This window comes from Paenibacillus agri (assembly GCF_013359945.1).
In the GTDB taxonomy this organism is placed as follows: Bacteria; Bacillota; Bacilli; order Paenibacillales; family Paenibacillaceae; genus Paenibacillus_AQ; species Paenibacillus_AQ agri.
This window is the reverse complement of the sequence record NZ_JABWCS010000210.1, coordinates 21,970-47,350: the sequence shown is the minus strand read 5'-3', so window position 1 is coordinate 47,350 and position 25,381 is coordinate 21,970. Positions and strand designations below refer to the sequence as shown.

Here is a 25,381-nt window from a genome sequence, read left to right as displayed (position 1 = left end):
GAATAGGATTCCGCAGTGATGCGCTCTTTATTCATGATTTATTTCCTTAATAAAGAAGTAATGTAAACTAATACTTTGTAAACGCTTCAAATCAAGCGCTTTCAAAAGAAAAGTGATGATATAGCGAGAAATATGTGCTTTAATAGATTTAAAAGCAGGTATTCCTCGGTTTTTGTTGCTTTTTTCGTCTCCACACTGTTATGGGAACTCCTTCTTTTTGTAAAATCATAAGCCATAGAAAAGGGAGATTTTAAAGAATGCACGTTCGTTCCTTTCAATTAAGCGACGTAAGCCCAGTAACTGAACTGCTGCAGACCGCGCTATCGGATGAGTGTTTTGAGAACACCATTGAGCCTTTCTCCAGACAGCTTTCATGGGATTCCGATCTCATTGTAGTTGCTGAAGACGAAGGAGAGATTGTGGGCGCTCTTATTGGCACGATCGAGAAGAATCACGGCTGTTATTTCCGTATAGCTGTACATCCCGATTATCGCCGTAGAGGAGTCGGCAGAAGTTTGGTAACGGCTATGGAGCACCGGTTTCAGGCACGCAAAGTCAGCGGTATTTTTGTAGCTGTGGACGAGCATAATTCGTTTGCGTTGCCATTGTATGAAGCTATGGGCTATGGTGAGAATCAAATCTTCAAATCCGTACGGAAGCTGAGTATTGTCGGTTAATCGGCTTGATTTCGGCTACTACGTAAGCGGAAACATTTTTCTAGAATAGAGAACGATAGTTGTTTCATTATACTGAAGCATATCTTCGAGGGTCCTTTGCAAAGGACTGGGAGATATGCTTTTCTATTGTTATAATGGTCTGAAGGCGCGAATGATTACGAATGTTGCCGGACCCTGGTACCAAGAATTTTGTCGATAATAGGGGACAGCAGCGCCTTTTTTAAAAATAGATCAAAGGAGGATGCGGATATGCACAGAATGCCTGAAACCTCATATGCTCCACCGCCCTCCAAGTGGGAAGAGCTTAAGGCAGAGATCAAGGAGGCCGCGTCATCACTTGGAATTGACGATGTGGGGTTCACCACCGCAGAGCCTTTTCTCTACTTGAAAAATATACTTCAGCAGCACCGGGAGAAGGGCTTCGAGTCCGGGTTCGAAGAGCCTGATCTTGATAAAAGAACGATTCCGGCCCTGCAATCTGGCGATAAGCCGGAATCGATTATTTCCATTTCAGTTGCGTATCCTTCCAAAATGGAGAACCCGCCAAAGTCGGAGCCGGGTGCTCGCCGGGGCATCCTGGCCCGCGCCTCTTGGGGACAAGATTACCACCACGTGTTGCGAGAAGCGCTGGCGAATCTCGAAGAATTCATCCGTGCGCGGGTACCGGATGCCGTAATGGATAGCATGGTCGATACCGGCGTGCTGGTGGATCGCGCGGTGGCGGAGCGCGCCGGAATCGGCTTCAGCGGGAAAAACTGCTCGATTATCTCGCCGAAGTGGGGGTCGTGGATTTTTCTTGGAGAGATGGTCACGAATATTCCCTTCCCTCCAGATGAACCGGTACAGGAAGGGTGCGGGGAATGCACAAAATGTATTGATGCTTGTCCTACTGGAGCGCTTGTTGGCCCTGGCCAGCTCAACGCACAGGCCTGCATTTCTTTTCTGACACAAACTAAGGGCTTCCTGAGCGATGACTACATGACCAAGATCGGAAACCGGCTCTACGGTTGTGATACGTGTCAGATCGTCTGTCCGAAAAACCGCGGCAAGAACTGGAACCACCGTCCGCAGCTCCAGCCTGATCCCGAGGTTGTTAAGCCGCTTCTCATGCCGATTCTGGATCTCACTAACAGAGAGTTCAAGGAGAAATTCGGCAGTAGCTCAGCGGCGTGGCGGGGCAAGAAGCCGATGCAGCGCAACGCGATCATCGCGCTAGGGAACTTCAAGGAGACCGCAGCTGTTCCGAAGCTGTGTGAGATTCTGCTGCGGGAGCCGCGGCCGGAGATGCGCGGAACCGCCGCCTGGGCGCTGTCGCGCATTGGCGGGGAAGAGGCGCTGGCGGCTGTGAATCAGGCGCTGGAGACTGAGCAGCATGAGACGGTGCTTGAGATGCTGGGCCGGGCCCAGGAGAAGCTGCAGGGTGGACTGGAACAACGTGAAGATGAGACGTAAATATGGATTTTTCCAATTGCTGTCCACTTGTTGAAATGCTATGATAGACTCGCGTGCCTAGTGGCGTAGACAAAAGCAATAGAGGTGGACTTGGGATGAATATTGCATTACCAATTATTACGTTAGTCGTAGGTCTGATCGGTGGATTCTTCATCGGTGTATACTATCTGCGCAGACAAATGACAACGATGCAGAATGATCCGGAAATGTTGCAAAAGGTAGCCAAACAAATGGGGTACAATCTGAATAGCAAGCAAATGCAGCGGGCTCAGCAGATGATGAAGGGCAATAACCCGCAGGCGGGACGCCCTGCTCCTGGCAGAGGCGGAAATCGCAAGGGCAGATAACCGAAGTCCGGTATAGATAGATTTTCGCGCGGGTGCGGAAGGGAGAGGTTGTGCATGGGGGGCATCAAGGACTACGTAAACAGCAATGTATCGAAACACCGTGAACAAATAGAGTATCACGTTGAGAAAATATTGGAATTAATCGGGGAAGATACGGCCCGTGAGGGTTTGCTGGAAACCCCGGCGCGTGTTACACGGATGTATGAGGAGATCTTCGGCGGATACTCAGTGGATCCCCGTGAGGCGCTCGGCGTTAGCTTTGACGAGTCACATGAAGAGCTCGTCATCGTCAAAGATATCGTCTATTACAGCCAGTGTGAGCATCACATGGCCCCTTTCTTCGGTAAAGTGCATATTGGATATGTGCCGAGCGGGAGAATAGCAGGACTTAGCAAGCTGGCCCGGCTCGTTGAAGCCGTCAGCCGCCGCTTGCAGGTGCAGGAACGCATTACAGCACAGATCGCGGACATTATGACAGAGGTGCTGAATCCCCACGGCGTGATGGTTGTGGTGGAGGGTGAACATCTGTGCATGTGTGCCCGGGGTGTGAAGAAGCCGGGAAGCAAGACGGTAACGATGGCAACACGGGGAACCTTCCGTGAGGACGCCGCGGCCCGTGCTGAGTTTCTCGCATTGATCAAGGAATAATACAGCAAAAAGGACCTACCAGCCATTCCGATGGCGGGCAGGTCCTTTTTTTGTTCGTTGGCGTGCCTAGAGGTACGTACTATCTAGGTGTGAAGGTGGTGTCAGTGGATGCCAAGGTAGCAGTAGGGGGCTTAAAGGCACGCATGATCTAGCTGGTAAAGGTCCAACTAAGGGAGAGCGAAGCCACCATTGTAGCTAGGAGCTAGGAAAATAGGATGGTCTGTCCATGGCGAAATCTGTGCAGGAAGCGCGTTGACGAAAGTATCGGTCAGAGGTCGGGCCGCGACTTAAGCAGAGACATGCTGCGACCAGCGTAAAGACCTAAGCAAGGCTAGCGCGCCGAACTGTATAGACCTAAGCAAGGGTAGCACGCCGAACTGTATAGACCTAAGCAAGGGTAGCACGCCGAACTGTATAGACCTAAGCAAGGGTAGCACGCCGAACTGTATAAAGAGTCGAGTAGCGCCCCTCTTAAAGAAGACTCTGCGTGCTGAATGCTGCTTTTCATAAATCGCTCTGGGATATCGATATAGGTCGGATTTTTAGCGAAAATTTTGAAATAAGTGCAAATTTGTATCTTATTTCATGGGGGAATTCGATTTATTGGTAATTAAGTGCATTTTTGTACCTTAATTTTACATGTGGTCCTTTCTAGAGGCATATCTATCCATTTTAAGGTACAATTTTGCCTCTAATTGCTCATAAAGTGCGTTTTGATCCCAATTAAGGTACAAAAATGTTGTTATTTGTTTTTATTCTGAAGAGAGTGAAGCATCATGTGAAGCAATCTAGCAGATTTGAATTGAACATGGGTATCTCGCTCTCCAAAACAGATTAAGATAAAGTCACCCGTATTCCTTAATAAGGCTGCCAAGCCAGCTTGCTGGCTGCATTGTAGCGCTCGGATACGTAAGGCCAGTTCACCACGTTCCACCAATCCTTGATATAGTCGGCACGCTTATTTTGGTGCTTCAGATAGTATGCATGCTCCCATACATCCAGAGCGAGCAGCGGAATGACATCCCATTGAGATAGATTTTGGTGCTTCTCAGCGGTTAAAATCTCCAGTCTGTGGCTACGCGGACTCCATACCAGAATCGCCCATCCACCACCCTCTACCTTGTTCGCCGCTTCGCTGAACTGCTGCTTGAAGCTGTCGTAGCTACCAAAGCTTTGCTCAATGGCATCCAGTAAAGGTCCGGTTGGACGTCCGCCACCCTGCGGCGACATTTCGTTCCAGAAGATGGTGTGCAGGTAGTGTCCAGCCCCGTTAAAGGCGAGCTCCCGTTCCCAATGCTTCACCAGGTCGAAATTACCGCTTTTACGGGCCTCGGCTAGCTTGATTTCGGCAGTGTTCAGGCCATCCACGTAGCTTTGATGGTGCTTGTCGTGGTGAATGCGCATCGTTTTCTCGTCAATATAGGGTTCTAGCGCGTTGTATGCATAAGGCAGAGGTGGCAGACGGTGGCCGCCAATCGGAACAGCAGATAGTTCGCGTGACTCTTGTAGCAAATATGGACCATCCTGTTCTAGAAAATAACCTTGTTCCGTCGTATAATCCTGTTCTACAAGGTGACTTTGTTCCGCTGTATAGCTATTTTTCGCCGCAAAATCCTGCTCTGCTGACCGTTGTTCTGAATTGGCTAAGTCGCCCAGCACATACTCGCCCTGTTCCACTGTATAGTCATTTTCCACGGTATAGTCCTGTTCTCGGGGGTGTTGCTCCGAATCTGCTAAGTCGCCCAGCGCATACTCGCCCTGTTCCACTGTATAGCCATTTCCCGCAGCATAATCCTGTTCTCTTGGTCTTTCCTCCGAATCTGTTAATTCGCTCGGCACAAACGCACCCTGTTCTGCTGTATAGTTATTTCCCGAAACGTAATTCTGTTCTGCAGACCGCTCCTCCGGATCTGACAAGCCGCTCAGCGCATACTCGCGCATCAGTCCCCCCAACTGCCCCGGCGTATTCAATGTCTGCAGGACGGCCAGGAAGTATTCCGATTCGCGGATGATATGCAGCAGGACGATGGTTGCCAGCGGCACGGCCTTGACCGCAGCACTGCCCTCCATGATGGCATATAGCTGTCTTATGAACTCGGTAGACTGTGCGCTGGCTACACGTAGTAGCTGTTCAGTCTCGTTGATCAGAGCCCATTGATCCCCATGAGCCGGGGCAGAAAGGGCAGACTCCAATAGATGCCTGGCAGCTTCCTCGGTAGCTCCGAAAACAACAGCCCATTCATCCAGCAGTTTCACATAGGGCTGTTCAAGATTGGGAACGATGGCCTTGATAACCTCGGTATGCTCCTTCTCCTGAGTCTTCCAAAATACGATTTCTTCCAGAATGCGTACTGGCAGCATCGGTCCGTATACATATAGCATTACTTGTTCAAACCTCCCGTGATATGACTTCACAAATACATTTATATGAGCAGAACAGATGGCTTATGAGCTTGGTGAGGCGGCAAAAATATTAAGGAAGCAAACAGGGGGACTTTAGAAAATGGGTTGGGAATAAGCTTAGAGAACAGCTTGGAGAACTGCCTATAGAAGAGCTTTAAGGAAAAGCTTTAGAGAAGGGTTTTGGAGAACAGCAACGAGGAATAGCTTCGAGGAAAAGGTAGAGGGATGGTAAGAGGCAGGCAGTTTGGATGGAGGCGGGCTGAATTAATCTAAATTGATCTGAATTGTTCTGAATTGTTCAGAGCTGAACTAATTTGAGCGGATATAGATTGAGCTACCTTTCTTGTACCACAGAATTTAAGTATCCTGCAAAATGGTAGGTCTATAATAATACGGGTGGCTTGCGGCTGGCCCCGCAGAAAAGAAAAGCCCCCAGCCGGCAACATTTCTGCATATCCGGAAGGAGACTTGTGTGTCTTTTGTAGAAGAATTACAGAAGATTAATATCTTGAGTGGAATATACTATGAAATATTAATGCTATGAAGCAGACGTATGAGAACGCTGGGAATATTTTGATCTATGGTAGTAGCTAAGGTTTTACGGCGGTGGACTGCTCGATTTCTTTCGCTTCTGCCAGCTGTACATTACCCAGGAATGCAGAGACCCGGCGCAAATATTCGCGCGGATGCTCCCGGAACAATAGTTCATGATGGCTGCCCTCTACAATCCAGGATTCAGAGTAAGGGTTGCTCTGGTTTGCTGCAAGCTCCTCGGCAATTGGATAAGGCGCCTTGTCATCCTTGGTTCCGTGCATGAACAGGATCGGGAATGGATAATCCTCTGATTTTACCTTGGCGTATGGAATCTGATTCAGCCCAGTTCCGTTAAGCAACGGGAACAATAGCTCCATAATTTCCAGAGAGGGCTGACGCGGCAGATCGATGTTTTGTTTGATATTATGGTACAGCGTGTCCGGTTCCAGCAGGAAGGTGCTGTCGAGAATCATGGCATCTACATCCTTGGTGACTAGTCCTGCCTGAAGCGCGGTTCCAGCACCCATGGAGAAGCCCCAGACGACAATCTGCTGCGCGCCTTTCTCCTTAGCGAATTGGATGGCACCTAGCAGCTGCTGAGATTCTTTTTTGCCACCTGTAGCGATATCCTTATTGATCTGTGAAGCAAAACCATAATCGAACATTACGACATTAAAATTCAGGCGATGGGCGTAATGCGCAAGATCATACATCGGCACCCAGGATTCCTCGCGATTGGCGCCATAGCCATGGCTAAATACGATAGTCTTCGTAGATCCTTCAGCGGGAATGTACCAGCCTTGCATAGTGCGACTGCCGTCCAATGCCGGGAAGGTCACATCCTCATACTTGAGACCCTTGGCAATTGAAGGGTTGGAATAGAGGGGGGCAACTGTTGGGTTGGACAACACCCAGGCAATATAGCCATGCAGAGAGATGAAGCAGAACACGAAAAAGAAGAATACCGAAAGCAGCAATGCTACAATGATATGCTTGAAGCGAATCATGCCCAGGGACAATGGCGGCGGCGTATCAGGCTTGCGTTCTATAGGCTGGCGGGAGACCGGCGTACCGGTGCGAGTTGTAGCCAAATCCATGATGGTCACCCTCCTAATCTTTTTGACAGATACAAGTGTGAAAAGTCTTACGTATTAGCGTCTTTCTACTTATATATATCGTATGATCATGACTTATCAAAGTCAATGAAATCAACGGTTTTGTAATGCAACTGTAAAGTGGAGCCCAGCCTTTTCCGTGTGCCGAATGTGCTGGATTTCCGCAGGGATTTGCTCTAAGATAGAATTGATTATATTTAATAATGTAACCGAGTTTCATTTGATGAAACAAAAGGGGAGATCAGGGTGGAGGACCGTAAACTGACGGTACGCGCTGTAGAACGGGCGCTTGATATATTATTGTGTTTTACGAAGGACAACGAGCTCGGGTTGACGGAGATTGCCGGGCAGATTGGTCTACATAAAAGTACGGTGCATCGGCTGTTAACAACGTTGGAGGAAAAAGGCTTCCTGACTCGCAATGCGGCGACGGAGAAATACCGTCTAGGCATTCGAGTCTGGGAGCTGTCGACGCATCTGCCAGCTTACGATGAGTCGGCAGCTCTGCTGCTGCCGGCTATGGAGCGGCTGCGCGACCGGCTGGGCGAGACCGTCAGCTTGTACCTGCGCGATGGACTGGAGCGTGTGCGCATTCAGGCTGTACAAAGCCAGCAGGCTATCCGCCGGGTGGCGCAGATTGGTGCTCGACTGCCGCTGTCGGTCGGAGCTTCCAGTAAGGTGCTGGCGGCTTATGCGCCGCCGGAGGTGCTGCAGTCGTTGCTGGAGGGCCCCGGCTGGCCCGACTATGTGGAGCGCGATGCCTATAAGCATCAGCTCCAGGAGATTATGAAGCTGGGCTACGCGACGAGCTTCGAGGAGCGCGAGCCTGGCGCGGCGGCGGTAGCCGTGCCAGTGGTGGGACGCAGCGGCACTGTCGTGGCCGCGCTGTCCGTGTCCGGGCCAGTCAGCCGTCTCTCCCAGGAGACGCTGCTGGCGTATGCCGCCGTCCTCCATGAGACGGCGGCTGAGATGGGCTTGATGCTGCCGTAAGCACGGGCGGCAGCATCAAGCCCTGCGCTGCTAGCCGCGCCCCCGGAGGCGGCTGGCAGCGCGAAGCTGGCATGCTGCCCGTACAGGCACGGCCAGCATCACAGAGCTGGCCAGCATCTAAAGCTCGGGCCAGCCTTATTGCACTGCGGCTGGCCCAGGCACTGCAGTCTGCCGCGTCCGATATCCGCGGCAGTACATGAAAAGGTTGTTCCAAGTGTTTTGGAACAACCTTTTTTCTCTTATGAGCAACTACCTTCGGTTTGGAAAGCAGAAAGCAGAAAGTATACAAGCCGAACAAAAGAAATTAACCAAAACGAAGATAAGCGAATGGGGAAGTTTGGAACTGTAGGAGCAAAGCGCTTGCCTGAAAGCTTTCCATAGGAAAGCTAGCACCGGAACATAGACTGTTGACAGATTTCAACCACAAGAAGCGGTGAATTTCCCCTTCACCAATCATCTAACATTGAAAAAGAGGGGCCATCTCCCCAACTAACAGCATTTTTGTAGCTTATTTTCCTTTAATATAGGAAAATAAATCAAATAAGGGCATTATTGTATCTTATTTTCGAGAAAAGCACGCTGAACAAGGTATTCTGGAAGATTTAAAGTACAATATTGCACTTAATCTCCACTAACCCTTAGCTGCAGAGGATTTAAGGTACAAAAATGCCGTTAATTACACTGCGATCCTTTTTATATGTGTTCTTAATTAAGTTCAGAAATGTCGTTATTTTCGAACCACGAGCTACGTTCCACTAGCCACGATCCACTAGCCACTAGCCACGATCCACTAGCCACGATCCACGAACTATGGAACAACATAACCACAGAAGCACAGAACCACGGAACCACGAGCTACGGTTTCACTAACCACGATCCACGAACTATGGAACCACATAACCACATAATCACGGAGCCACGAGCACGGTCCACTAACCAAGATCCATGAACTACGAACGACGGAACCCCAACCCCAACCCCAACCCCAACCCCAACCCCAACCCCAACCCCAACCCCAACCCCAACCCCAACCCCAACCCCAACCCCCATCTCTTTACATCCAACCATGCAAAAAAAAGGATGCCCTCAGCGCCTATGGCTCTGTGGACATCCTTTTGTTAAAATTTCAGGTTATTCAACCGGAAGGGCGTTATCTGTAGTTGTAGCATCGGCCAGCATCTGGCGGAGTACAGTCTGCAGAATACCGCCATTGCGGTAGTAGTCGATATCAACGGTACTGTCGAGACGTGCGATGACAGGGAACTCGAAGTGGGTTCCGTCTTCGCGGGTAGCCGTGACGGTCAATTCTTGGCTAGGCAGCACATTGTTGTCTAGACCGTTAATGTTGAAGGTCTCGCGTCCGGTCAGGCCCAGGCTGCTCCAGCCATGACCTTCCTGGAATTGCAGCGGCAGAACGCCCATGCCGACCAGGTTGCTGCGGTGAATCCGCTCAAAGCTCTCGGCAATGACGGCTTTGACGCCCAGCAGCAGGGTTCCTTTAGCGGCCCAGTCGCGGGAGCTGCCTGTGCCGTACTCTTTTCCGGCGATAACAACGAGATTCTGACCTGCGGACTGATACAGCATGGAAGCGTCATAGATAGACATTATTTCCTCGCTTGGCAGGAAGGTGGTTACCCCGCCCTCTGTACCTGGAGCCACAGCGTTACGAATACGAATGTTGGCGAAGGTACCGCGCATCATCACTTCATGGTTACCGCGGCGTGAGCCGTAGGAGTTGAAGTCTGCACGCTCTACGCCGTGGTCGCGCAGGTACTCGCCTGCCGGACCGTTCGTAGAGATGTTACCTGCTGGAGAGATATGGTCTGTTGTAACAGAGTCTCCCAGCAGCGCCAGAACGCGTGCGTTGTTAATATTATCGATATCACCAAGGCCATCGGCCAGATTCTCGAAGAACGGCGGGTTCTGGATGTAGGTGGAGTTATCGTCCCACTCGTACAGTTCGCCTTCTGGAACTGGAATCGAATTCCAACGTTCATTTGCGGTAAATACATTTTCGTATTTACGACGGAACATTTCCGGGCTCAAGGAGAGGCCGATCGCTTCTTTGATTTCCGCGGAAGTAGGCCAGATATCCTTCAGGAAGACAGGCTCGCCTTGTGGATCGTATCCGAGTGGCTCATTCTGCAGATCAATGTCAACAGTACCTGCCAGCGCGTAAGCGACAACTAGCGGCGGGGAAGCCAGATAGTTGGCTTTGACCTGCGCATGGACACGGCCTTCAAAGTTCCGGTTACCCGAAATTACAGCAGCTACCGTCATGTCGTTGTCGTTAATAGCTTCGCTGACTTCATCTGGCAGTGGGCCAGAGTTACCGATACAAGTAGCACAGCCATATCCAGCTACGTAGAAGCCGAGAGATTCCAGCGGTTTCAGCAGATCTGCTTTCTCCAGGTACTCTGTAACTACCAGCGAGCCTGGGGTCAAGCTGCTCTTAACGTATCCCGGCTTAGTAAGACCGCGCTCCACGGCTTTCTTCGCCAATAGACCTGCACCCAGCATAACGCTTGGGTTGGAGGTGTTCGTACAGCTCGTGATTGCTGCAATTACAACTGCACCGGTGCGCAGCTTGCTAGTCGAGCCGTTCTTGTGCTCTATTTCAACAACCTGATTGATTTTCTCGTCGCTGAGGCCATATCCACCCTTATTTACAGGTGTGCGGATAATGCCTTCAAAGCTTTCTTTCATATTCGTAAGTTCCACACGGTCCTGCGGACGTTTTGGTCCCGCCAAGCTTGGTACAACCGAAGCCAGATCCAATTCGATAACATCGCTGAACTGCGGGTCTGGTGTTTCTGCGGTACGGAACATGCCTTGTGCTTTATAGTAGGATTCCACCAATGACACCAGGTCGTCAGGACGGCCGGTGCTGCGGAGGTAAGCCAGTGTCTCTTCATCGACAGGGAAGAAACCGATCGTTGCGCCGTATTCAGGAGCCATGTTAGCTACCGTAGCACGGTCTGCCAGACTGATGTTCGCCAGGCCAGGGCCGTAGAATTCTACGAATTTGCCGACTACGCCTTTTTTACGCAGCATCTCAGTTACGGTCAAAGCCAGGTCAGTGGCAGTAGCACCTTCTACGAGGCTACCGGTAAGCTTAAAGCCCACAACATCTGGTGTAACAAAATAAAGCGGTTGGCCCAGCATACCTGCTTCGGCCTCGATACCGCCGACGCCCCAGCCGACTACGCCAAGACCATTGATCATGGTAGTGTGGGAGTCTGTTCCTACAAGAGAGTCCGGATAAACTACGGTTTCGCCATCTTGGGTCTTCGTAGCGGCGACAGAAGCCAGATACTCCAGATTCACCTGGTGGACAATACCCGTTGCAGGCGGAACCGCACGGAAATTGTTGAAGGCTGTCTGCGCCCAGCGCAGGAAGCGATAGCGCTCTTCATTACGCTCGAATTCAACGTTCATATTGTATTCCAGGGCATCGGATGTACCGAAGGCATCGACCATGACAGAGTGGTCAATAACCAGGTCTACCGGTACGAGCGGATTGATCTTCTTGGGATCGCCGCCTGCTTTTTTAACAGTATCCCGCATGGCTGCCAGGTCTACGACTACCGGTACACCGGTGAAGTCCTGCAGTACGATCCGAGCAGGGATAAAAGGAATTTCTTTGTTTCGGTCAATACCGCCAGCCCAGCCGGCCAGCTGCTTTACATGCTCTTCCGTGATCGCCCGTCCGTCGAATTGACGAACTGCAGCCTCAAGCAATACTTTGATGGAAAAGGGCAGGGAGGAAATGGCACCCAGTCCTTGTTGTTCAAGGGAATTAAGGTCGTAGTAGCGATACGTTTTGCCGCCCGACTCCAGAGTACGGGCTAGCGAAAAATGATCCTTGCTTGGCATAAATGCGCCTCCTTGTTTCATCTGTTGAAACTCCATTTCATATATTGCATCTCCTTTAAGTATAACGTTTACAAGGAGGGGAGTAAAGTTTTTTTTGCTCCTTTTTGATGGGAATACCGCCCGTTTTCTCCACCCCGTAATCATATCCAAAATGGATTGCATCTGTATAGCAGCGCACTTTCCTTCATATACATAGGACAGCAGCTAAACAGGGGAGAAGGGGCGGGAGTAGAATGGAGCAGGATTGGAAACGAAGTCTGTATGAATATGTGGATCAATTGAACAAAGACAGGGTGGAACCGGGGGCTGTACCGCGTTTTTCTGTGGTGAGAGATCCGCGCTTTCGGATACAGCAGGAGGAGCGCTCCCGCAGGCTGGGGGAGTGGTATGCCGGCAGAGGCATCACGCCACTGCGTGGAGAGACGGGAGTCAAGACATTAAATGTTGTACATCAATCTCCGAGTGAGGTTATTGCAGAGGTAGTTCTGCATCGTGCGCTTTATTATGAGAAAGGCGGCATGAGGCATCGTGAAGATGCAGTAGAATCGGAACGCTTGATTTTTGTTCAGGGCGGGAGCTGGGAGATTGCCGCAGTGGAGCGGAGAATTCCAGAGAGGAGTGCCAAACGCTACATCGAACCTGAAGCGGACGGGAGAGTCTCCAAATGGGGAGAGGTTCTGCCTGCCCCACAGCCCTCGCAGCCGCTTCTGAACAAGAATATATTAGGGGGAAATTCCGGCTCCAAAGAGATCCGTTACAACCGCGAGGCAGCTGTAGCATACGCCGATCGTTGGTGGAAAGAAGGGAACCCGGAATACACCAACTTCGAAGTGGATTGCACCAATTATGTCTCCCAATGTCTCTTTGCAGGGGGAGCGCCTTTCAACTATACTGGTAAAAGAGAAACGGGCTGGTGGTACAAAGGTTACAATGGAAGCCAGGAGTGGTGGAGCTTCAGCTGGGCTGTGTCGGACAGCCTGCAACGTTATTTGAGTGCCAGCCGCAGCAGCGGTCTGCGTGCTGAAGCAGTAGAGCGGGCAGAGCAGCTTCAGCCGGGAGATGTCATCTTCTACGATTGGGATGGCGACGGCCATTACCAGCACAGCACGTTCGTCACCGCGCTTGATGCAGGCGGCATGCCGCTGGTGAATGCACGTACGGTCAGCAGCCGCCATCGCTATTGGGATTATCGCGATTCCTATGCGTGGACCGACAAGACGGCCTACCGTTTTTTTCATATTAATGACTATTTATAATTCGGAAAGAGGTTATTGGAGTATGGGGAATGCAAAATTGACCGTAGGTCTGGTATACGGCGGCAAATCCGGTGAGCATGAGGTGTCGCTGCAGACGGCTTTTGCAGTCATGAATGCTTTTGATTACGATAAATACGAGATTCTGCCTTTTTATATTACGAAGCAGGGATTGTGGAAGGTGGGCGAGACGCTGACAGCGCCATTCGCACAGATTGAGCAGCTTAAGCTTGCTGAGGCGTCTTCTGATTCAGGAACTGCGATGAATGCCATATTCAGCGGTCTTTCCAGTGAGGTGTCAGCGGTTGATGTGATGTTCCCGATGCTGCACGGCACTTATGGAGAAGATGGTACCATTCAAGGCTTGTTCGAAATTGCGAACATTCCTTATATCGGGGCTGGAGTTTTGGCCTCGGCGGCGGGTATGGATAAGGTCGTAATGAAGAAGCTGTTCGCTGAAGCCGGACTGGATCAGTGTGAGTACTGCTACTTTAACGCTAGCTCGTGGAAACACAGAAGTCATGAGCTAATCGTGAATGTGGAGGATAAACTTGGCTACCCTGTGTTCGTTAAGCCGGCCAACCTGGGGTCCAGCGTGGGCATTTCCAAAGCAGAAGACCAAGAAAGTCTGGTTAAGGCTGTCGAGTATGCTTTCCGGTATGATACGAAGGTCATTATTGAAGAATTCGTGGATGCACGTGAGCTCGAGGTTGGTGTGCTGGGTAACGAAGAGCCTGAAGCCTCCGTTCCGGGTGAAATTGTTTCCTCTGGTGAATATTATGATTACGCGGCCAAATACATTGACGGCAAGTCACAAATGCTGATTCCGGCTCCGGTTGAACCCGATATTGCAGACCGGCTAAGAGAATCGGCGCTGGTGGCTTTCAAGGCTATTGAAGGAAGTGGAATTACGCGGGCGGACTTCTTCGTGCGCAGATCTGACGGCAAAATTATGATTAATGAAGTGAACACGATGCCAGGCTTCACTCCTTACAGCATGTATCCACTACTGTGGCGTGAGACTGGCGTATCCTATAGAGCGCTGCTGGACCGTATGATCGAGCTGGCGCTGGAACGCTACAATTTCAAGCAAAACCTGAAATACGACAACGAATAATACACTATGACAAGGCGTCAGGCGGGATCATCCCGGCCAGAGAGGAGAGAGAAGGATGGGCTTTCAATCAGAGTTCAATTCGGTATGCAAATTCAAAAGCGAACAGGAATTGTATGAGCTGCTGGAGTACGGCCGCACTAAGATGGTAAAGCAAGGATTTCGCGTCTATCCGACCGGGCAAAAGGTCATCGCCTACACTCCAGAGAATGTTGCTGTAGCGATCGTCAAAATTTCGGCGTCCATCGCCGAGATCAATTTTCAGGGACATGAGGTAACAGCGGTGGAGATGGATCTCATCCGCAAACTGAATGAGGAAGAATCAAGGGTGCAGACTGCTCTAGCTTATGAGATGTTTTTCGGGGAAGAGAAATGATTGTAAGGTTTGGTTATGTGGCGATGTCCACGGTTATTCCCGATTGTTCACCTTCCAAGACGATGACGATGGCTTCATTCAAAAAGCTGGAAGATCGCGAGGCGGCACTTGCCCGCTTGGAGAGCCTGACTCGAACGAATTTGCACAACACGCTGCGTCTGCTGAAACATAACACTGGCTCTGATATCAAAGTATACCGGATGACCTCGAAGCTGGTCCCGCTGGCAACGCATCCCGATCTCCAGGACTGGAAGCCGCTGGCGGCGCTCGCGGATGATTTCGCTGAAGTGGGCGATTATGTGAAAAGACACGGCATGAGGGTATCGTTTCACCCCGATCATTTCACGGTGCTCAGTACGCCGCGGCCAGAGGTGCTGGTGAATTCCATCCGGGATCTCCAGCATCATACTGATATGCTGCGTGCGATGGGGCTGCCGGCAACGGCCAAGAACAACATCCACATCGGCGGAGCCTATGGGGACAAGCCTACGTCGGCAGCGCGGTTTGAAGATCATTTCCGGGAGCTTCCATTGGAACTACAAGAACGTGTCACGCTGGAGAATGACGACAAGACCTTCAATGCCCCGGAGACACTGGCAGTCTGCCAGCATCTCGGACTTCCGATGGTGCTGGATATTCATCATCAGTGGGTGAACAATGAAGGGGAACTTCCGTGGGAGCTGTGGCCTGAAATTCTGAAGACGTGGCAGACACCGCTTGCTTTGAAGGATGTACTTCCCGGGGAGCATTTGCCGCCAAAAATTCATGTGTCGAGTCCTCGCAGCCCCTCTGATCCCCGCAGTCATGCCGACGGGGTAGAGCCTGTGCCACTGCTGGCTTTCCTGCAGCGCATTGCAGAGGATACGCCTGCCGTAGATGTGATGATTGAGGCCAAGCTGAAGGACGGTGCGCTTTTTGGGCTGATGGAATCAATGAAGGAAGCGGCGAAGGCTGACCATAGAATAACTGTATTAGACGGGGCCAGCGTTAATATTGAACCATAAACAGTGATAAACCGCGTGATATAGCCGGAACAGAGGCCTGCCCATGACTTGATAAGTCTCCGGAAATAGGGTACGTTGGATAAAACCAAATGCCCGGGAAATCCCTTGCCGTTATCTGTATTTTTTTGCAAGGGCTCCGGCCCGGAAATGACGATTATGTTCAAGAAAGCGGAGTGAAATGATGAACCCTATAAATCCTAATAGCCGAAATGAACGGGAACCCTATGTCGTAACCAGCAAGGGACACACGGCCGTAGCCATTAATGCTGCCGCCAAGGCAGGGGAATGGATCAAAAGCAGACAGGGTCAGGTAAAAGAGCTTGGCACCAAAACCTCTGCGCAGGATCTGGTTACAGAAGTGGATAAGGGCGTAGAGCAGATGATCCGCAGGCTGATCCTGACTCATTATCCTGACCATGCCATCCTTGGCGAGGAAGGGGTAGAGCCGGGTGCCGCCGCAGCAGCTGCCGCTCTTGAAGAAGCGCGTGAGCATGAATATTTGTGGATTGTGGATCCAGTGGATGGAACCACTAACTTTGTCCACGGCTTTCCTTTTTACTGTGTGTCGATTGCACTCGTCGTTCGGGGAGAATTGACCGTTGGTGTTATTTATGATCCGACCCGTGATGAAATGTTTGTCGCTGAAAAAGGTAAGGGTGCATATATTCACGGTATTCGTGCTTCCGTTTCGACGGAAAATGAACTGGCTGGCAGCCTGCTAGCCATGGGCTTCCCGCCGGATCGCGAGTTCGCGCAGCCGGCGAACATGGCCGGTCTGCAGCAGCTGCTGCCGCAGATCAGGGGCATACGCGCCGGTGGCTCAGCGGCGCTGCATCTTGCCTACGTGGCGGCTGGCAGAGTCGACGCTTACTGGGAAGTGGGGCTTAACCCTTGGGATTGTGCGGCCGGTGTTCTGCTTGTATTGGAATCTGGTGGCAAGGTCACAGATACTCGTGGGAGTGCTTATGATATTGGCACCCGCCATGTTGTGGCGAGCAATGGCCGTATTCATGATGCGCTGATTGCTTCGCTGAAAGCTGGGGAAGCTACAGGATATCAGCCATAGGGAGGAATCCATTATGACCATGAGCGGCAACGATGATTTGGAACGCAAGCTGAGTGAGCTGCTGGAAGATGGCGAGATGGAGCAGACCGACCGCTCTGCTAAGGAGCTACGGCAAATCTCGCCCAAGTATGAGATTCGTATCCAGACGACGCTGGACCCCATTGTGGAGGAGACGCGGCGTTATCGCAAGATCGGCCAAGAATTGGATGACCGTTATGATAAGTATATGGAGCGTGCTGGAGAGCCATCTGGTTCAGCGAATGACTCCGCCAAAAGCCAGAGTCCAAACTCCGACAAGGAATAGTAATAGAATAGCTATCTTCATGCAAAAGAGCGGTTCTTCGTTTAACGGAGGACCGCTCTTTTGCATGGGTATCCGGGATGGTAGAATAGAGTCAGAACGAAATGGGGAGGAATACGATGCTGAAATTTTGGAAGAAGATAACAGCGGCTAGTATGAGCAGTCTACTGCTGTTATCGCTATGGATAGGTGTCCCCGGGTCAGTGCAAGCTGCAGGAGAGGCAGCTGCAGCGCAAGGAAAAGGACCGGAGACCTTCCGCATCGTGGCACTGGGAGATTCCATAACGGCCGGATATGAGCCGGGAATGACGGACCTGAACGCGAAGCCTTATGGATTTGCGGAGAGATTGCTGGAGCAGGGCTGGTACCATGGCCGGAGCGAGCTCGCCAATTACGGTATCCTCGGATTGACGACTTCCGGCCTGAGTCACTATACAGAGGCGCTCAAAGCCGGTACGGTCACTACACCGGACGCAATTCAGCAAGGTCTTCCTGATCCCAGAATCGCTACCTTCGCAGCGGGGATCCCGCAAGCGGCCAAGGAACTCGCGGCAGCGAATCTTATCACGATTACAATCGGCGGAAATGACTTAAGCAGCTTGTTCTTGAAGGTCAAAGAACTGACAGATGCGGACTTTGAGACACAGCTTAATCAGAAGCTGGCTGATTATAGTGCCAATCTGAAGGTCATTCTGGAGAATATCCGGGTGGTCAATCCGGGGGCCAAGATTCTCCTTGCCGATCAATATCAGCCAGCGCCCAAGATTGCCGTGGGCCAGTCTTACACAAAGCTGATGAATGCAGCAGATCGCCTCACATCTGCCGCTGAGGCTGTGGCTGGTACATTCAGCCAAGGCGGAGCACCGGTGCTGGTTGCTCATGTTGCCGAGCAATTTGCCGGAGCAGAGTTCTCATTAACCTATATTATCAGTGGCAAGACACCTGATTTTCACCCGACACAGCTAGGATATGAGAAGATCGCTACAGTGTTCGCAGAACTGCAGTGGGGTGCATACCGCACACCAACGGCAGTCGCTACGGCAGCGACAGTTGCTCCTATGAATATTGTTGTGAAGGGTGTGGAATTGAATACGCCCAACAAGCCTATACTTAAGAACGGTCAGAACTTCCTGGCGCTGAAGGATATTCTGAATGCTGTAGGCGCATCCGGCAAATGGGATAACAAAACATCAAGCGCAACGATTCAATACGGTGACAGAACGGTTGTCGTTACGATTGGCTCGAAGACGATTAAGGTTAATGGTCAGGATGTTGCGATTGATACCCCTGCTTTTCTCCAGAAGGTTGGCAAGGAAGACAAAACCTATCTTCCATTGGGCGCGTTAGCCACTGGACTTGGATTTGACGTGAATTACAGCAGCAAGCTGCGGACGGCTTTCATAAATCCGTAAGGATGCATACAGTACTTATATATACAAATCAAACCGGTAAGGCAAAGGTGGATGAAATTGTTGTCTAATTCAAAATTTACTGCCGACTATATCATTCGGATGGACGATATTGTTCGGGAAGGAGATCCGGTACTTCGTGAGGTGACCCAGCAGGTGGAGCTTCCCTTGCAGGAAGCTGATCGTGAGGCGCTGCAATGCATGATGCAGTTCCTGAAGAACAGCCAGAATCCGGAACTTGCGGCTAAATACAAGCTTCGCCCTGGTGTAGGCCTTTCAGCCAATCAGATTGGATTGTCCAAGCGGATGTTCGTGATGCTTGCCACTGATGAGAAAGGGCGCATGGTTGAGCAGGTCTGGGTGAATCCCAAGATCATCAGCCACTCCATGGCGATGGTGTATTTGCCCGAGAGTGAGGGCTGCTTGTCGGTAGATCGTCCAGTACATGGCTTTGTACCGAGATATGAGTCTGTGAAGGTCAAGGGTTATGATGCCAGCGGCAAAGAGATCGTTGTTCGCTACAAAGGCTATCACGCAATCGTCATTCAGCATGAGATAGATCATCTGGATGGCATCATGTTCTATGACCGGATTAACAAAGAGAACCCGTTCAAGCTTCCGCAGGGTGTGGAGATCCACAGTTTGTATGAGTAGGCAGACATACCGGGCTTCTTTTTGAAAAAAACGCGTAAAAAGAATGGCTTTCGTCCTCTCTTTCAGGGGTTGAAGGCCATTTTTTGAGGTGAATAAGATTCCAAATGTTGGGTGTTTATATGCTATACTGTCATTATTACAACTGAGACAAGGAGGCTGTAATAATGGGAACAATGGGCTGGGGTGAATTTCGGACGATTCCGAGTCATTATAATGAGGAAGTTAGAGCAATAGATGAGCACATTCTGGGACTGGTGCAACAGCGGAGGGAATTCGCTGGGGGGAAGAGAGCCGTACCGGCTCCCGAGCAGATGCAAGTCTTCGCCAAGCAGTTCGGACTGGAATTGGAGCAGGTTGCGATGATTCTGAGCGGGTTGAATGAAAGGGTACAGCCCATCTTCTGGCCGGAAGAGGAAGAAGTGGTGGGTGTGCTGCCAATTTTGCAAAAAACATCACAAGATCACTGTGATTATAGCTTGACCCATGCAATGCAGTATGAAAGCTATAGCGTTGTTACGGTTGAGATTAAATATCGTCAAAAAGAGTCCGGAAATGTGCAGCTCCAGCCTAACCTGACCTTGGCCATTATCGGTGAGCGGGAGTATACAGTACAAAGACATGGAAGTAGAGGTGGCGGGACCCATGCCCAGCTCCAGTTTGTAGTCATCCCTGCGCTGCCGAAGGAATTGAACGGGATTGAGTTCTCATTGGTGCCGGAGGCTATGTTTTTGGAAAATAAAATCAAGGAAATCAATTTGAACCGTCAGGTGGATTTTTATCCCTCCGTCTAATCAGCCTGGAGGATGATAAGGCAGCAGACGGGCTGGGGAATGGACGGTACTATTTGATCCGAAAAAGCCGCTGGGGAACGATATGTCCCCAGCGGCTTTTGATGATATAACTGTGATTTACAGGTCACCCGCCGCCATGGCGGCAAAGGAGGCCTCAGCAGCTTCCAGGGTGGCAGCGATATCTGCATCGCTATGCGCGGTGGTCAGGAACCACGCCTCATACTTGGACGGTGCCAGATTGATGCCGCGGTTCAGCATGTGCCGGAAGAAGCTGGCGAACATTTCTCCGTCCGTATCCTGGGCCTCTTCGTAATCCGTGACCGGGTGATTGCAAAAATGAGTAGAGAATGCTCCGCGGATACGGTTGATCGTCAGTGGAATACCGTGACGGTCTGCCGAGGCCTGAAGCCCTTCGGTCAGAGTGATTGCAAGACGCTCCATTTCTTCATAGACGCCTTCTGCGCTTAACACCTCAAGACAGGCAATACCGGCAGAGATGGAAGCCGGATTCCCCGCCATCGTCCCTGCTTGGTAAGCAGGACCGAGTGGAGCTACCTGTTCCATGACATGCTTGCGCCCACCGTAAGCACCGATCGGCAGGCCGCCGCCGATGATTTTGCCGAGCGCCGTCAAGTCAGGTGTGATGTCTTCATGGTTATCGAGACCGGCATAGGTTTGAGTGGAGCCGTAATGGAAGCGGAAAGCCGTGATTACCTCATCGTAGATGACAAGCGAGCCATTGTCACGAGCCTGCTTGCACAGTCCTTCCAGGAAGCCTGGCTTCGGCATTACCATACCGAAATTGCCGACAATCGGTTCGACCATAACAGCGGCCACATCGTCGCCCCAGGTGGCAAGTGCCTCGCGCAGTCCATCCAGGTCATTGAACGGAACGGTAATGACTTCTTGTGCCAGGCTGACGGGAATGCCGGCGCTGTCTGGGATACCTAGTGTGGAAGGGCCGGAACCGGCGGCAACGAGCACCAGATCGGAGTGGCCGTGATAGCAGCCGGCGAACTTAATGATCTTATTGCGCTTCGTATAGGCGCGAGCCACGCGGATCGTGGTCATGACGGCTTCGGTGCCGGAATTGACGAACCGCACTTTGTCCATCGAAGGGATGGCTTCCTTAAGCATTTTAGCAAGCTTGATTTCCAGATGGGTTGGTGTACCGTAAAGGATGCCGTTCTCGGCAGCTTGAGTGATGGCTGCGGTGATATGGGGATGGGCGTGGCCGGTAATAATCGGACCGTAAGCAGCCAGATAATCTATGTAGCGGTTATTGTCCTCATCCCAGAAATGCGCGCCGCTGGCCCGCTTCATGAATACAGGGGCACCTCCGCCGACGGCTTTGAAGGAACGGGAGGGACTGTTGACGCCTCCTACGATATGCTGAAGGGCTTCCTGATAAAGTTGCTCTGATGTGGAACGGTTCATGAATAATCATCCTTTCGTCTTCCATAGGCAAGGGAACGGGCGAGCAGCGTTTATGTCCGCTGTTCGCCCGTCTGTGATCATGCCTTGGGGGTTATTATATAGCCTTCCATGTCCATTACGGAACTATGGGGTTGCGGGAGCATTGCTGCTCGTGCCGGCCTCCGGTGAAGGAGAGGGCTCAGGACCATTCAGTGTATCCTGTACAAATTTCTTGAGCTTGCTATTGCTGCTGATTCCAATGACGGCCGATCCATTACTGGTCTCATCTTCCTTGAGCAGGTTCATCGGCGGGATTTGCTCACTGCCGCCAATGCTGCTATCGTAACCTACGCTCGCCAGCTTCGCCATGTCGGTCAGTGTCAGATTGGTGTCGATATATGGACTAACATCTGACAGGATGGACGGTAGCTTGAAGAGTGTGGTGGTGCTTTTCAGCTTGTCGGCTACGACCTTCAGGAAGGCACGCTGACGTTCGGTCCGGGTGAAATCGGAGGTGGCATCATGACGGAAGCGGACGTACTGCAGGGCCATATTGCCGTCCAGATGCTGGAACCCCTTTTTGAGATCGATATCGTATTCGGGTCCGTCGGCAATCGTCTTGTAGACCATATCCTTCTCCACGTCGTAATCCACGCCGCCTACCGCATCCACCAGCTTAATAAAGCCCTGGAAGTCCGTATAGACATAATATTGAATCGGGATGCCCAGCAGATCGCCTACTGTCTGCATTGCCGTGTTGGGTCCATAAATAATCGCCGCATTGATACGCTGCTTACCATGATCCGGAATAGCTACATACGTATCGCGGAGAATAGAGAAGACAGTGATCTTCTTCTTCAACGGATCAAGAGATGCGACAAGCATCGTGTCCGAACGGGGGACTTCGCCTTTCTTCACCCCACGGGCATCGACACCCATGAGCAGAATATTAACAGGTTCCGTGCCCTCCCATTTAGGGGGCTCAGGCGTGTCGGTATCAACCGTCTCCACATTTTGGAAAGGTGAATTCTCGCCGTCCTTTTGGAGATTGCCAAGTTCATTGGCGATGGAGGTGAAATAATATACAACAACGCCGATGATTAGAAGAAGTATTATAGCCAGAGTCCAAATCAGTGGTTTCTTAGTTTTACCGGCCTTTGCGTGCCGTTTCCTTCTTGGTGGCATTTCTCGTTCTTCCTTTCGCATTCACATTCTCTACATTATAATTTCTTTTGGGAATACGCGCAATTTCGGAATAATTATCCTAATAAAATGAAGGTGTGAAAAAAACATGAATACTACTGGAATAGAAGTGGGACAAGCCGCCCCGGATTTTACGTTGCCTGCCTCGAATGGGGAGCAGGTCCGTCTGAGCCAATACTTGGGACATAAGGTCATTTTATATTTTTACCCGAAAAATATGACAACCGCCTGTACGCAGGAAGCGTGCGATTTCCGGGACGCTCATGAAGAGATTGCTGCCAAGGGTGCAGTGGTCCTGGGAATCAGTACAGATAGCTTAACCTCGCATGCTAAATTTATTGCCAAGTACGGCCTGCCTTTCTTGTTGCTCTCGGATGAGGAGCATGCCGTTAGTGAACTTTATGGCGTCTGGCAGCTGAAAAAAATGTATGGCAAGGAATATATGGGGATTGTCCGTTCAACCTTTCTGATTGATGAGAATGGAATCGTTGCAGAGGCGTGGAATAAGGTTCGGGTTAAAGGGCATGTGGAAGCAACTGTGGAGCAGCTTGGCTAGGATGTAAATGAATTAATTTATGTGCGAAGTGTCATGTTCTTTTAAATTAAAAATAAAAATTTGTTTGGTCGTCCATGTAAAGTGGACGGCTTTTTTTATAGACAACTATCCATTTCAGAAAATTTCAGCAAGTAGTTGACGGGAAAATACGTAAAGAGTAGAATAGTTCGCATGCGAAGTATTTAATTTTAAAGGTACTGGAGGGGAAGGCTGTGGAGGAGAACGAGCAGCGACGGCAGCTGGATGAGATTATTTCTTCCTTTCGCCGGATCAGTCATACTTTTCAGCAGCTGCTTTGGAAAGATGCGGAGGAACTTGATATTACGCCTACCCAGCTGATGGTCTTGCGGAAGATCTCTGCACATCCTTCTATTGGAATCACTGAGCTTGCAGAGCTGTTGCATCTCGGAAATAGTGCGGCCAGTGGAGTTGTGGACCGGATGGTGAAGGCCGGTTTGCTAACGCGTGAGCGGTCTGAGAGTGATCGGCGGATCTTCCAATTGACACTGACTGACAAGGGCAGTGAGATTATGGAGAAAAGCAAAGCCTCACTGAGAAGATATCTGTTGCCGCTAGCAGACATCCCTACCGAGGATGCAGGTGAACTGCTACGCATACATGGTGAAATCGTGCAAATATTAGAACAAGGGAGAGACAAAAAGAAATTATGAGTACAATAACTGCTAATGCTACGGCAGGCAAAGCTATTCGCAGAGGTCCGATTATCGCGGCGCTCTTGATCGGTGCATTCGTTGCGTTGCTCAATCAGACGCTGATGAATGTGGCGCTGCCGAAGATTATGGAGGACTTGAACATTCTGGCCAATACGGCCCAGTGGCTGACAACCGGCTTCATGCTGGTTAACGGTGTACTGGTACCAGTCAGCGCGTATCTGGTGGAGAAGTTTACGACCCGCCAGCTGTTTATTACGGCAATGGTTCTTTTTTCAATAGGTACGCTGGTGTGCGGTGTCGGCACCGGCTTTGAGATGATATTGGTCGGCAGACTGATTCAGGCTGTCGGTGCAGGGATTCTGATGCCGCTGATGAACATTGTGTTCCTGCGCATCTTCCCGATTGAGGAACGCGGCAAGGCGATGGGCTTAATGGCGGTGGCGATGATTTTTGCCCCGGCTGTCGGTCCTACACTGTCCGGTTGGGTTGTGCAAAACTACTCTTGGCGGGTGCTGTTCTTTATTGTCTTGCCACTGGCTATTTTCTCCACGCTGCTGGGTGCGAAGACGATGCAAAATGTAGGGAAGGTCACTTCTCCTTCGCTGGATAAATTAGGCGTCATTCTGTCCACACTCGGCTTCGGCGGTTTACTCTACGGCTTTAGTGACGCGGGAACAGATGGCTGGGGCAGCACCACGGTTATCGTGTGCCTCATTCTGGGTGCAGTTTCCCTGGCGTTGTTTGTATGGCGTCAACTGAAGATCGACAAGCCGCTGCTGGAGTTCCGAATTTTCCGTTATAACATGTTTACACTAACCACCATCATCAATATTATCATTACGATGGCGATGTACTCCGGTATGATTCTGCTGCCGATTTATCTCCAGACGATTCGCGGCTTTACGCCGATGGAATCCGGGCTGCTGCTGCTGCCGGGTGCGATCCTGATGGGAATCATGTCGCCGATTACGGGGATTATTTTCGATAAGATCGGTGCCAGATGGCTTGCGGTTATTGGCCTAATTATTACTACAATCACGACTTGGGAATTTGGCCATCTTACAGATTCCACCTCATACACATACCTTATTCTGACGTATACCGCGCGGATGTTCGGGATGTCTATGCTGATGATGCCGATTGTCACTGCGGGTCTGAATCAGCTTCCGCAGCGTCTTAACTCTCATGGCTCTGCGATGTCAAACACCCTGCGTACGATCGGCGGCGCGATGGGGATAGCTGTGTTCGTCAGCTTGATGACTAATCGCACCAAGAGCACAATTACCGACGCTTTGGTTAGCGGAGCGGTCTCCAAGACAGACAAAGCCGCCATGTTGAAGCTGTCGCAGGAAGCAACCATTAACGGTATTAACCATGCCTTTATTGTGGCTACCTGGGTGACTGTTGCTGCATTGGTACTGTCTTTCTTCATCAAGAAAACCTCGCCGCAGGCAGATTTTCTGAAGACAGAAGTTGAAGCTGAGGCCAAGTAACAAGCTTCTTGAAAGCATCAAAGAAAGGG

Annotated in this window: 22 protein-coding genes and 1 pseudogene; 18 read left to right on the top strand and 5 right to left on the bottom strand. The window is 50.8% G+C overall.

Annotated elements, in window-relative coordinates; all coding sequences use genetic code 11:
• Positions 1-257 precede the first annotated feature (257 nt).
• The 4 genes and pseudogenes from HPT30_RS14940 to folE all read left to right on the top strand — a co-directional run bounded on the left by HPT30_RS14940 (position 258) and on the right by folE (position 3,124).
• Positions 258-677 (top strand): GNAT family N-acetyltransferase, encoded by a 420-nt coding sequence (locus HPT30_RS14940; RefSeq protein WP_066374477.1) that lies wholly within the window; start codon positions 258-260, stop codon positions 675-677.
• 249 nt (positions 678-926) lie between these two features.
• A pseudogene (gene queG / locus HPT30_RS14935) lies at positions 927-2,099 on the top strand (tRNA epoxyqueuosine(34) reductase QueG); the annotation flags it as partial.
• Positions 2,100-2,224: 125 nt separating this feature from the next.
• The gene (locus HPT30_RS14930) at positions 2,225-2,476 is read left to right on the top strand and encodes a YneF family protein (RefSeq protein ID WP_066374476.1); all 252 of its coding nucleotides are present in this window, start codon (positions 2,225-2,227) and stop codon (positions 2,474-2,476) included.
• A gap of 54 nt (positions 2,477-2,530) precedes the next feature.
• Positions 2,531-3,124, top strand: coding sequence for a GTP cyclohydrolase I FolE (gene folE, locus HPT30_RS14925; RefSeq protein ID WP_066374474.1), 594 nt, complete (start codon positions 2,531-2,533; stop codon positions 3,122-3,124).
• A gap of 858 nt (positions 3,125-3,982) precedes the next feature.
• Here the strand turns inward: folE and HPT30_RS14920 are convergent.
• Both HPT30_RS14920 and HPT30_RS14915 read right to left on the bottom strand, forming a co-directional pair.
• Entirely contained in the window at positions 3,983-5,506 is a 1,524-nt protein-coding gene (locus HPT30_RS14920) for a Fe-Mn family superoxide dismutase (protein WP_175372151.1), read from the bottom strand.
• Positions 5,507-6,117: 611 nt separating this feature from the next.
• Positions 6,118-7,158, bottom strand: a complete 1,041-nt coding sequence (locus tag HPT30_RS14915; RefSeq protein ID WP_175372150.1) for an alpha/beta hydrolase — start codon at positions 7,156-7,158, stop codon at positions 6,118-6,120.
• A 264-nt stretch (positions 7,159-7,422) separates the two neighbouring features.
• On the opposite strand from HPT30_RS14915, the gene HPT30_RS14910 reads away from it, so the two are divergent.
• Both HPT30_RS14910 and HPT30_RS30425 read left to right on the top strand, forming a co-directional pair.
• A complete protein-coding gene (locus HPT30_RS14910) occupies positions 7,423-8,166 on the top strand; it encodes an IclR family transcriptional regulator (RefSeq protein ID WP_175372149.1) in 744 nt (247 codons plus the stop codon).
• A 71-nt stretch (positions 8,167-8,237) separates the two neighbouring features.
• The gene (locus HPT30_RS30425) at positions 8,238-8,366 is read left to right on the top strand and encodes a hypothetical protein (RefSeq protein ID WP_281364498.1); all 129 of its coding nucleotides are present in this window, start codon (positions 8,238-8,240) and stop codon (positions 8,364-8,366) included.
• A gap of 931 nt (positions 8,367-9,297) precedes the next feature.
• On the opposite strand, the gene acnA is transcribed toward HPT30_RS30425, so the two are convergent.
• Positions 9,298-12,042: an aconitate hydratase AcnA gene (acnA, locus tag HPT30_RS14905; RefSeq protein WP_175372148.1), complete on the bottom strand. Its 2,745-nt coding sequence runs from the start codon at positions 12,040-12,042 to the stop codon at positions 9,298-9,300.
• Positions 12,043-12,275: 233 nt separating this feature from the next.
• Here acnA and HPT30_RS14900 point away from each other — a divergent pair, with 233 nt between their 5' ends.
• The 9 genes from HPT30_RS14900 to HPT30_RS14860 all read left to right on the top strand — a co-directional run bounded on the left by HPT30_RS14900 (position 12,276) and on the right by HPT30_RS14860 (position 20,010).
• Complete coding sequence (locus HPT30_RS14900; RefSeq protein ID WP_175372147.1) at positions 12,276-13,298, top strand: amidase domain-containing protein; 1,023 nt, start codon at positions 12,276-12,278, stop codon at positions 13,296-13,298.
• Positions 13,299-13,320: 22 nt separating this feature from the next.
• Entirely contained in the window at positions 13,321-14,412 is a 1,092-nt protein-coding gene (locus HPT30_RS14895) for a D-alanine--D-alanine ligase (RefSeq protein WP_175372146.1), read from the top strand.
• Between the two features lie 55 nt (positions 14,413-14,467).
• Positions 14,468-14,785, top strand: coding sequence for a hypothetical protein (locus HPT30_RS14890; RefSeq protein WP_175372145.1), 318 nt, complete (start codon positions 14,468-14,470; stop codon positions 14,783-14,785).
• Positions 14,782-15,789, top strand: a complete 1,008-nt coding sequence (gene uvsE, locus HPT30_RS14885; RefSeq protein WP_175372144.1) for a UV DNA damage repair endonuclease UvsE — start codon at positions 14,782-14,784, stop codon at positions 15,787-15,789. Before HPT30_RS14890 ends, uvsE begins: the two co-directional genes overlap by 4 nt.
• 181 nt (positions 15,790-15,970) lie before the next feature.
• Entirely contained in the window at positions 15,971-16,855 is an 885-nt protein-coding gene (locus HPT30_RS14880; RefSeq protein WP_175372261.1) for an inositol monophosphatase family protein, read from the top strand.
• A 19-nt stretch (positions 16,856-16,874) separates the two neighbouring features.
• Positions 16,875-17,159 carry a hypothetical protein gene (locus HPT30_RS14875; RefSeq protein WP_175372260.1) on the top strand — a complete coding sequence of 95 codons (285 nt, stop codon included), beginning with the start codon at positions 16,875-16,877 and terminating at the stop codon, positions 17,157-17,159.
• Positions 17,160-17,275: 116 nt separating this feature from the next.
• Positions 17,276-18,568: a stalk domain-containing protein gene (locus tag HPT30_RS14870; RefSeq protein WP_175372143.1), complete on the top strand. Its 1,293-nt coding sequence runs from the start codon at positions 17,276-17,278 to the stop codon at positions 18,566-18,568.
• Positions 18,569-18,667: 99 nt separating this feature from the next.
• Positions 18,668-19,219 carry a peptide deformylase gene (gene def, locus HPT30_RS14865; RefSeq protein WP_376767039.1) on the top strand — a complete coding sequence of 184 codons (552 nt, stop codon included), beginning with the start codon at positions 18,668-18,670 and terminating at the stop codon, positions 19,217-19,219.
• Between the two features lie 164 nt (positions 19,220-19,383).
• A complete protein-coding gene (locus HPT30_RS14860; protein ID WP_175372141.1) occupies positions 19,384-20,010 on the top strand; it encodes a hypothetical protein in 627 nt (208 codons plus the stop codon).
• A 117-nt stretch (positions 20,011-20,127) separates the two neighbouring features.
• Here HPT30_RS14860 and HPT30_RS14855 read toward each other — a convergent pair whose 3' ends face one another.
• Both HPT30_RS14855 and HPT30_RS14850 read right to left on the bottom strand, forming a co-directional pair.
• Complete coding sequence (locus HPT30_RS14855) at positions 20,128-21,447, bottom strand: glutamate-1-semialdehyde 2,1-aminomutase (protein WP_175372140.1); 1,320 nt, start codon at positions 21,445-21,447, stop codon at positions 20,128-20,130.
• A 123-nt stretch (positions 21,448-21,570) separates the two neighbouring features.
• Positions 21,571-22,611, bottom strand: coding sequence for an LCP family protein (locus HPT30_RS14850; RefSeq protein WP_066374453.1), 1,041 nt, complete (start codon positions 22,609-22,611; stop codon positions 21,571-21,573).
• A 106-nt stretch (positions 22,612-22,717) separates the two neighbouring features.
• Between HPT30_RS14850 and bcp the strand changes: the two genes are divergently transcribed.
• The 3 genes from bcp to HPT30_RS14835 all read left to right on the top strand — a co-directional run bounded on the left by bcp (position 22,718) and on the right by HPT30_RS14835 (position 25,352).
• Complete coding sequence (bcp, locus tag HPT30_RS14845; protein ID WP_175372139.1) at positions 22,718-23,185, top strand: thioredoxin-dependent thiol peroxidase; 468 nt, start codon at positions 22,718-22,720, stop codon at positions 23,183-23,185.
• A gap of 212 nt (positions 23,186-23,397) precedes the next feature.
• A complete protein-coding gene (locus tag HPT30_RS14840) occupies positions 23,398-23,856 on the top strand; it encodes a MarR family winged helix-turn-helix transcriptional regulator (protein WP_175372138.1) in 459 nt (152 codons plus the stop codon).
• Positions 23,853-25,352 carry a DHA2 family efflux MFS transporter permease subunit gene (locus HPT30_RS14835; protein WP_175372137.1) on the top strand — a complete coding sequence of 500 codons (1,500 nt, stop codon included), beginning with the start codon at positions 23,853-23,855 and terminating at the stop codon, positions 25,350-25,352. The genes HPT30_RS14840 and HPT30_RS14835 overlap by 4 nt, the downstream gene beginning before the upstream one ends.
• The last annotated feature ends 29 nt before the right edge of the window (positions 25,353-25,381 follow it).